The 8592-nt window shown below is 56.1% G+C and carries 4 protein-coding genes; 1 reads left to right on the top strand and 3 read right to left on the bottom strand.

Annotated features, from left to right (window positions below; genetic code table 11):
- From LLH00_02375 to LLH00_02365, 3 genes are all read right to left on the bottom strand, one after another.
- The coding region (locus LLH00_02375; protein MCE5270111.1) for a carboxypeptidase-like regulatory domain-containing protein at positions 1-2432 on the bottom strand (2432 nt) is incomplete at its 3' end.
- Between the two features lie 274 nt (positions 2433-2706).
- A complete protein-coding gene (locus LLH00_02370; protein MCE5270110.1) occupies positions 2707-3174 on the bottom strand; it encodes a thioredoxin family protein in 468 nt (155 codons plus the stop codon).
- A gap of 107 nt (positions 3175-3281) precedes the next feature.
- Complete coding sequence (locus tag LLH00_02365) at positions 3282-6782, bottom strand: sigma 54-interacting transcriptional regulator (protein MCE5270109.1); 3501 nt, start codon at positions 6780-6782, stop codon at positions 3282-3284.
- A 438-nt stretch (positions 6783-7220) separates the two neighbouring features.
- Here LLH00_02365 and LLH00_02360 point away from each other — a divergent pair, with 438 nt between their 5' ends.
- A complete protein-coding gene (locus LLH00_02360; GenBank protein ID MCE5270108.1) occupies positions 7221-8039 on the top strand; it encodes a carbohydrate-binding family 9-like protein in 819 nt (272 codons plus the stop codon).
- Positions 8040-8592 lie beyond the last annotated feature (553 nt).

Below are 8592 nucleotides of genomic sequence, written 5' to 3'. Positions count from 1 at the left end.
CCGGTGAACCAGTCGCGGATGCGCTCCTCGGTTTTCCATTTCCAGTAGTCCCGGAAGAACTCCTTGGTCGCCAGGTTGCCGTCAATGTCCCGGTAATAGGCCACCAGGTCCATGACCATGTCGTCGGTCAACAGGTAGCTCATGCCGGACTCGAAGGCGTCGGTGCGGGAGTATCCCAGGTCGCCGTAATTTTCGGCGCCCGAGCCTTCCTCGCTCCTCAGGGTCATGTACTGAAGGTTGGGAAGCTGGGTGAACACCCCGTAGGAGAAGCGGAACTGCGCCTTTTCGGTGACCGGGAAAGCCACATCGAAACGCGGCGAGAACGAGGTCTGCACCTGGGGATGGAAATTTTCGGCGTAGGGATCGGTGGCGGTGCGGCCCCAGTTGGTCACCGGCGCGTACCCGTCGTAGCGCAACCCGTAATCGACGACCAGGTCGCCCACATCCGTCCTGTTCTGCAGGTAGGCGCTCCACATTTCCGGGAACCGCTTGTAGACATCCAGGGGGTTCCGCACCGTGGTCTTGTAATTGGTTCCGAAACTGAAAACGTCGAAATGCGTGAACTGCATCCCCAGCTTGGCCCGGTTATGGCGATCGACCTGGAAGTCCAGGTCGGCCTTGTAATTCTTCTGTTTCTCGCTGCTGTACATGTAGTTCATGTAATAGGCAGTGTAAACGCCCTGTTCGAAAGGTGTTTCGTACGGCACCGACTGTTTCCAGCCCAGCTCGCCGTCCACCCACTTTTCACCCCGCTCGGGGTGAGGCCCTTCCTTGTTGAAATACCTTTCGATCTCGAAACGGATGTCGTGGGCGCTCCAGCTCATGAAAGTGCTGCGCTCCCAGTCGGTTTCCAGGCTGGCCTGGTTGACCGCCACGGTGCCGAAATAGCTGAAGCGGAACTGCAGCGAGGCGCTCCGCGCGGCGGACCTGAAAATGTTCCAGTCAAACCCGCTGAGCAGGTTGTCGGTCTTGATCCTTCTGCCGTAGGCCTGCGGCACATGGACCTGCGTCGCTGTCCCCCAGTCCCGGCCTTCCCACAGCGGGTCCCCTTTGTAGAAAACCCCGGTCTGAAAATAATTGCCTTCCCCCGAGTAGCCCGCCGGGTAGGAATGCTGGTTGCGGGACCAGTTGTCGGAGGCGATCAGTTTCAGGCTTTTTACCGGAGAATAGGTGAATTTCCCGGACAGGAGCGTCCGGTCGCCCCAGTTGTAGGGCAGCCGCACGGGATTGTCGGGGGAGAAAAGAGACATCTGGTGCAGGGGATTATCCGCCTTGTAGAGCGAGGGATAATCCTGCTGGAGGTGGCTGACATAGAACTCGTGGCCGGTCCGGAACTGCTCCAGGGTATAGGGATACTCCAGGCCCGGGTTTTCGGTCCGCACCGCCGCCACCGCGGGGTCGTTCCGGACAGCGTCGTTGAGGCGGTCGACAAATGTCTGGTCGATGCCCCGGAAACCCTCATCGGCATGGGTGTAGCTGCGGTCGGCCTCACCCTGGATTTCGCCGGAGAGGTGGAAATAGAGGTCCGGCACCACCGGTATCGGTCCGCCGAGGCTTGTCGCCATCTGGTTGTACCCGAAGTCACTGGTGCGTGGATTGAGCTGGTCGGTGGTGTAGCGGACATTGCCGGCCAGGCTGCTCCCGCCTTCCTTGGTGACTATGTTGACGATGCCCGACTGGGCGTTGCCGTACTCGGCCTGGAAACCACCGGTGATGATATCCACCTCCTCCACGGCCGAGGTGCCCACCTCGAGCGGTGAGGTGTCATCGCTGGTGGATCCGAAATCGTTTTCGAAAACCCAGCCCTGGCCCACTTTGAACGGGTTGGCGGAGTAGTTGCGGACCATCAGCCCGTCAATGATCATGGCCTCCTCGCCGATACGGCCGCCCCGGATACGCAGGCCCCGGTCGCGGGAGCCGCGGCCGCCGATTTCCACTCCGGCCTCCAGGATCATGGCGTCCTCGAGACGGTTGACCGGCGTCTCGGAGACCTGTTCGCTGGTCAGGCGGCGCTTGGTCGAGGTCTCATCGCGGGGGACGATGATCTCGGACTCGCCGGCGACAGTGATCCCCTCAAGCTGGATCACCGTGGAGCTGAGCTGGCCGTTCACCGTGACAGTCTGGTCGGCCAGGACAAGCTGGCTGGCCACGGTGGTTTTCTGGTACCCGGTGAAAGCGAACGTAATGTCCCTGCGTCCCGGGGGGACATTGAGGATGAAGTAGTAACCGTCCGCGTTGGTCACATTTCCCAGGCGCGTGCCCTCGATGAGCACCTGGGCCCCCGCCAGAGGTTTCCCTGTGTCCTTGTCCCGGACAACACCCTCCACCTTGCCGGTGGCCAGCTGCGCGAACAGCCCGGCCACCGTAAACAAGAGCAGAAACACCGTGTCGACGGTTATAGAAAGGTAGGATTTGCATTTCCTTTGGTGCATCGAAGCCCCCTGCTGGCTGAGGAGTCTGTCAAACCGAGGTTGATTCGAGTTCAGAGAGATGGTAGAGTAGTGCTGATGAATGGCCCCCCTTTCTTGCGCGCTCCGATTTCCCAGGTCTCACCACACCGCCGCAGAGGCTCCTCCAGGCGCCCGGGTATCCTCGATCCCATCCCGCCGGTCCGGTCTCTTTTCAGTCTCTCCGGCCCCCTCTTGAAAAAGTGAGCGGTTCACTGAAGCCTGAAGTCATGCTCCGGCAGTCGGTTCCGCTGCCGGCTCAACTATCGTCCCGCAGCAGGATGCTGCCGAGCAAGTTCTCAATGATGTTTTTCGGGCAAATGCCGATGAGGAAGTCCACGATCTGCCCGTTTTTGAAGAAGATGAGCGTGGGAAGAGTACGGATCGAATATTCGTCGGCTATCCGTTTATTCGCGTCGACATCCAGTTTCCCCAGCTTGATCCGGCCCTGGTATCGGAGGGCCATCTCCTCGATGAACGGAGCGATAATCCGGTACGATCCGCTCCAGTCGGTCTCGAACACGACCAGCACCGGCCCGGCCGCCTCGATGACTTCCCGCCGGAAATTGGCCTCGGTCAGAATGAGAAGGCCGGGCTTTCCGTTCATTTTTCCATCTCCCACGTGCTCTCCGCCGGCTCGCCGCAGCATTGGATTCGTGCTTTCCTTCTTTTCTTCGAAATACAAAACCCGTTCCGAATAAAAAAAGCCACCCGGGCAGTTGTCCAAGTGGCTTCCATTGAATATTTTATGTTATTATTCGGCTTTATCGCCTCTTTCGGGCGCGCGGGCTAATCTCCGAAATGCCGGAGAGACTCCGATATTTCGGATACCATTCAGGTGTTGCGCCGGATCCCCAGCTTGTCCATTCTCGATTCAAGCGTTGTCGGTTTCAGCCCTAAAATTTCCGCCGCGCCGGATTTTCCTCTTATCCGCCAGCCGGTGGTTTTCAGCACTTTTACAATGTGCTCCCGCTCCAGTTCCTCCAGGGTCGGGGTTCTCGAATCCCGGTCCCGGGGCTGGGTCTCTTTCTGCAGAGACTCGGCCAGTTCGAGCTTGTTCCTGCGGCTGACAATCACGGCCCGCTCGATGACATTTTCCAGTTCCCGGACATTACCCGGCCAGTCGTAAGACTGCAGGTTGTCAATAAGGTTCGGCGAGATGAAATTTATCTTCTTACCGGCCTGGGCGCTGTATTTATTGACAAAATGGTTGACCAGCAGCGGGATGTCCTCCTTGTGCTCACGCAGGGGCGGGCAGGTAATCGGATAGACATTGAGCCGGTAGAAGAGGTCCTGCCGGAAGCGGTCCTGCCGCACCTCTTTTTCGAGGTCACGGTTGGTGGCGGCAATGATCCGAACATTGACCCTGATCGTGGCGGTGCTGCCCAGCCGCTCGAATTCCCCGTCCTGCAGGACCCGCAGGAGCTTGGCCTGCAGGTCGAGAGGCATTTCCCCGATCTCGTCCAGGAAAATCGAGCCGCCGTCCGCCAGTTCGAAACGCCCGATCTTTCTGGAAAGCGCTCCGGTGAACGCTCCCTTTTCATGTCCGAAAAGCTCGCTCTCGATAAGAGTGGCCGGCAGGGCGGCGCAGTTCACGGTAACCAGCGCCCTCTCGGCCCGTGGGCTTACATTGTGCACGGCCCGGGCAATGAGCTGCTTGCCGGTCCCGGTCTCGCCGAGAATAAGCACCGTGGCGTCGGTGGCGGCTACCTGCTCCACCCGCTCCAGCACTTTGTTCAGCGCGTCGCTGTTGCTGATGATCTCCTTGAAATCGTGCTCGATCCGGATCTCTTCCTGCAGGTAAATGTTCTCGGCCTGGAGACGGTTCTTCAGGCTCTCCACCTCGGCATGTTCTTTCCGCAAGGCGGATTCCACTTTCTTGCGTTCACTCACCTCGTGCAGGAGTTCGAGGTTTCTTTTCTTGATGAAGCGTGTCCTGAATTCGTGAATCCCGTAGAAAGCGGCAACGATGGCAACGAGGCTCAAGACCCTGAACCAGAGCGTGGCCCAGAAGGGTGGCAGTATTCTGAAAGACAGCGTTGCCGTCTCCCGGCTCCAGACCCCGTCTTGGTTCCTCGCCTTGACTTTGAATGTATATCGGCCTTCAGGCAGGTTGGTGTAGGAGACGGAATTCTGGCGGGTTGGGATCCAATCCGCCTCCAGGCCCTCCAGTCGATAGTTGTACAGGACACCCGGCGAGGCAAAGCAGATACCGACAAATTCTATATTCAGGCCGTTCATGTCGTAATCGAGGACGATTCCGTCCCTAACCGGGATGCTCTTATCGAACAATTTAAGCCCGGTGATATAAACGGGCGGTTGAATGAGAGTCGGCCGGTCGGAGGAAGGATCATATTTTATTACACCATTGGGCGATCTGAACCAGAGGTTTCCTTTTCGATCCAGGAGAGGCTGGGATTGTGTGTTGGCGGTGAAGCCATCCTCCTCAGTATAGACTTTGAACGTCTCGCCGTCGTAGCAATTGAGTCCGTTGGACATCACAAAATACAAGCGGCTGCCGGACTCGAGGATATAGTTGCAGACATTGCTGGAAAGGCCGTTCTCTACGGTGAAATTGGTAATTGCGTCATCCTTGAGCCGGCTAACGCCGCCACCGTTTGTACCCGCCCATACCGCGCCGGAGGCGTCCCGGCAGAGGGCCAGGACATCGTTATGGGCCAGACCGCTTTCAATGGTATAGCGTATTCCGGCGAGCCGCTCGTTTTCTCCGGCGTATCCGTAATAGTCCTGGATATCGGATTTTACCAAACCGCTGTCCGTGGCAAACCAGAGACATCGCTCGGGGTCGCCTGTAATTGCATTGATTACTCTGCCTCGTTCCAGCTTTCTGAGGTCGGTGCCGTTAAAGACCAGCAGGCACTCCGTGGTGCCGAACAGCAAATTGCCGGCCGTGTCTTGAGCTGTCGAAAGGACCGAGGGAGGGGAATCGGGATTTTCTCCTTTCAATAAACAAGGCTCGATTGTCCGTCCGTTGAACTTGTATTGAAACGTCCCGATGTAAATGACGCCATTTCTGTCCTCAAAAAAAGACCTGTTGATCCATTGATTTTCGAGAATATAATTTTTCCACCTCGAACCGTCTAATGTACTTATTTCGTAGCCGGACGAAAACCAGATAACGCCCTTGCTGTCCATATAAAGATGTACTATATGGTCGCTGCACAAGCCGTCACGCGAGGTATACGTAGTCCATTTATTGCCGTCATACCTGGCGACTCCCTCGACATACCGGTCGTTAAACCAGAGGTTTCCCTGCCTATCCTCAAGCGCGGGGGCAACCGAGTTCCCCGGCAGTCCATCCGCCTCGGTATAGGTCACGAAAGCCCTGTCGCTGAGCCGCACCAACCCGTCTCCCCAGGTGCCGAACCACAGGTTCTTTTCCTTATCCTCGAAGATCGAGGTGATATTATCGGAGGGCAGCCCATTTTGCGTGGTGTATGTCTTCCAGCCTGTGCCGTCATAAACCCCCACACCGCCGCCCTGTGCACTGTACCAGATATTGCCCTGGCTGTCCTGTAAAAGTGAGGGATCAGAACCCAGCGGGATACCATCCTTGTGGTCGAAAATCCTGTAGTTCCCCTGTTCAACAGTCCCTCTGATTTCTATGGCTACACTCTCTCTTTTTATTTTGCTGTAGCCGGCGAGCCAGATGTCGCCCTCTTTATCCTCGACAATGGAGTTGATCTGGCAAAGCGCTCCCGGTCCCAGAGGATAGAAGTGTTTCCAGTTCTTGCCATCGAAACGGCAGACTCCATACTGCTGGAACCCGAACCACAGGTTGCCTTTGGAGTCCTCAAATACAGTCCTGACCCGGTTATCGGGCAGTCCATCGGCGACGGTGTGATATTGCCACCCGGCCTTGTCGAGACAAGCCACACCGGCCCCGAAGGTAGTCACCCACAGTCGGCCGCGGGAATCCTCGAAAAAAGTCCAGACAGTGTTGTCCCGCAGATAATCATCGCTCAGAGTGGTCCACTTCTCCCCGTCATACCTGCTCACTCCCCCTCCCCAGAAACTGGCCCAGAGGCCGCCCCGGGAATCCTCGAAGATTTTTAGAGCGCTGTTGCCGGCTAAACCATCCGTTACGCTGTAATTGGTAAAATTCAAACCATTGAACCTGGAAATTCCGCCCTGAGTCGATAACCAGAGGCAGCCTTTACGGTCTTGCAGGATCGAGCCGACCTGATTCGACGCCAGTCCGTCTTTGGCAGTATAGGTTCTGAAAGGATATTTCACCGCGTAGAGGTTCCTGTGGGAACCAACAAGGATGGCGAGGGTTGATAAAAGGAGAGAAATTCTTCTCATTCTCATCATTATCAGTTTTTTCCCAAGTAAAGCAGACGACCATTATGCAAAAGTGTGACATTATTATTGTTTGCCACCGATAATTCAACCTGCTCCAAGGCAAAATCTTTTAAGACTGTTGTTTAAATGCAAACAAAAAAGCAAAAAACAGGCAATGTAATTCCCTGGCTAAAACCCAAAGCTTGTACCGTGTGCTCCACCTTTGAGTTCTCTCGTAATTGGTGCTATACTTCCGGGGCAGGCCAAATCTCGATTCAAACTGACAATCTTTCATGTAATCGAAAAAAGTGAGTTCATCCAAGCCGGGCCGATCGAAAAACCGCATCTGAGGAAGTCAGGTCCAGAATGAGCCCAGGAGCGTAAATGATGAGGCGAATGACAACCTTTGAGCTGTTGACCGTTTTCCTTCTCTCGATTTTACCTGCAAGCAAGGCTGGAGCCCAAACCATGATCGATCTCGAAAAAATCAGCCGTCAGAAACTCGCGGAATACACCTGCCACCGGGCGAGCGGCGAGATCACGGTCGACGGCAGGCTGGATGAACCGTGCTGGCAGGCGGCCCCGTGGTCCTCGCCGTTTGTCGACATCATCTCCGGCGAACCGGCGTTTTTCGACTCGCGGGTAAAGCTGCTCTGGGACGACAGCTATCTGTATATCGGGTACCGGATCGAGGAGACCCATGTCCGCGCCAGGCTCACCGAGCAGGACTCCCGTATCTGGGAGGATAACGATGTCGAATTGTTTATCGCCGGCCGTGACGCCTACTACGAGCTGGAAATCAACGCGCTGAACACAATCTACGAGGTCTTCTGGATCTGGGATGATGTCCTGGGCCAACCCGGGTCGGCCTACCCGACGACCGAATGGTCGCCCACGCTGCGGAAAACCGAAAAGCTCTCCCAGTTCATACCCCCGATGCATCCGCGCGGCGAGCGGACCGGGTTTTTCGATTTCGATATCACCGGGATGAAACACGCGGTTCATGTCGACGGGGTAATAAACCAGGACAATGTCGAGGACCGGGGCTGGAGCGTGGAGCTGGCCCTTCCCTGGGCTGAACTGGCGCCCCTGGCGGATGGCCGCGCGCTGCCGCCCGTGGATGGAGACATGTGGCGGATCGACTGCTCGCGGTTCCAGCACTGCGGCCGTGACGGGACCAAGCTGGAGCAGTGCGCCGGATGGACCTGGAACAAGCACGGCTATATGAATTCGCACATCCCGGAAACCTTTACGTTCTTGAAATTTTCCACGAAACCGGTCAAGTGAGCCGGCAGGCTCGGCGTGCGGCTTGCTGACAAATCACTACTGCTCTCTGCGGACAACGCCCGGAGAGCGGAGCTTCGATAAAAAAGGGTCTGGGAGGATCTCCCAGGCCCTTCTCTATTGGTGGCGGGGCCGACGAGACTTGAACCCGCGGCCTCCGGCTTGACAGACCCCTTCAGGCAGTTTCCCTCCTCTTTCTTACTCCTTTTATCTAAAGCCAGAGGCGCATGGAGGCTGTATGTCATGCTTTCAGGGTGAGGCTGCAGATTGGCACGAATTTAATAGTTTAACCCCGATTCCGGCATAAACTGACACAGAATGACCTGCGACAATGCACATATTCCTGATTTCTTAATCCAGTCTATGTGGTTCAATCCATTGAATTCTGTTGAAAGTATTAGCTCTCAAGCTGATTTTTCAATATTCCGACAGCCTGCGGCGAAAACAAGACAAGATATCGGGTGTGTAAGACTAAGGTCTATATTGACATTTGTCTCTTTTCTTATTAATTGGAAGGGACCTCTGATTTAATCGCGTAGAAGGTTTCTCACGTTTC

This window comes from bacterium, from assembly GCA_021372515.1.
Classification (GTDB): domain Bacteria; phylum Gemmatimonadota; class Glassbacteria; order GWA2-58-10; family GWA2-58-10; genus JAJFUG01.
Note: the sequence above shows the minus strand (reverse complement) of the source record. Positions and strands in the feature narration are given on the sequence as shown.

Coding starts and splice junctions, on each gene's coding strand:
- LLH00_02365 (MCE5270109.1), bottom strand. CDS start 6,782: ATGATGAGAATGAGAAGAATTTCTCTCCTTTTATCAACCCTCGCCATC.
- LLH00_02360 (MCE5270108.1), top strand. CDS start 7,221: ATGATCGATCTCGAAAAAATCAGCCGTCAGAAACTCGCGGAATACACC.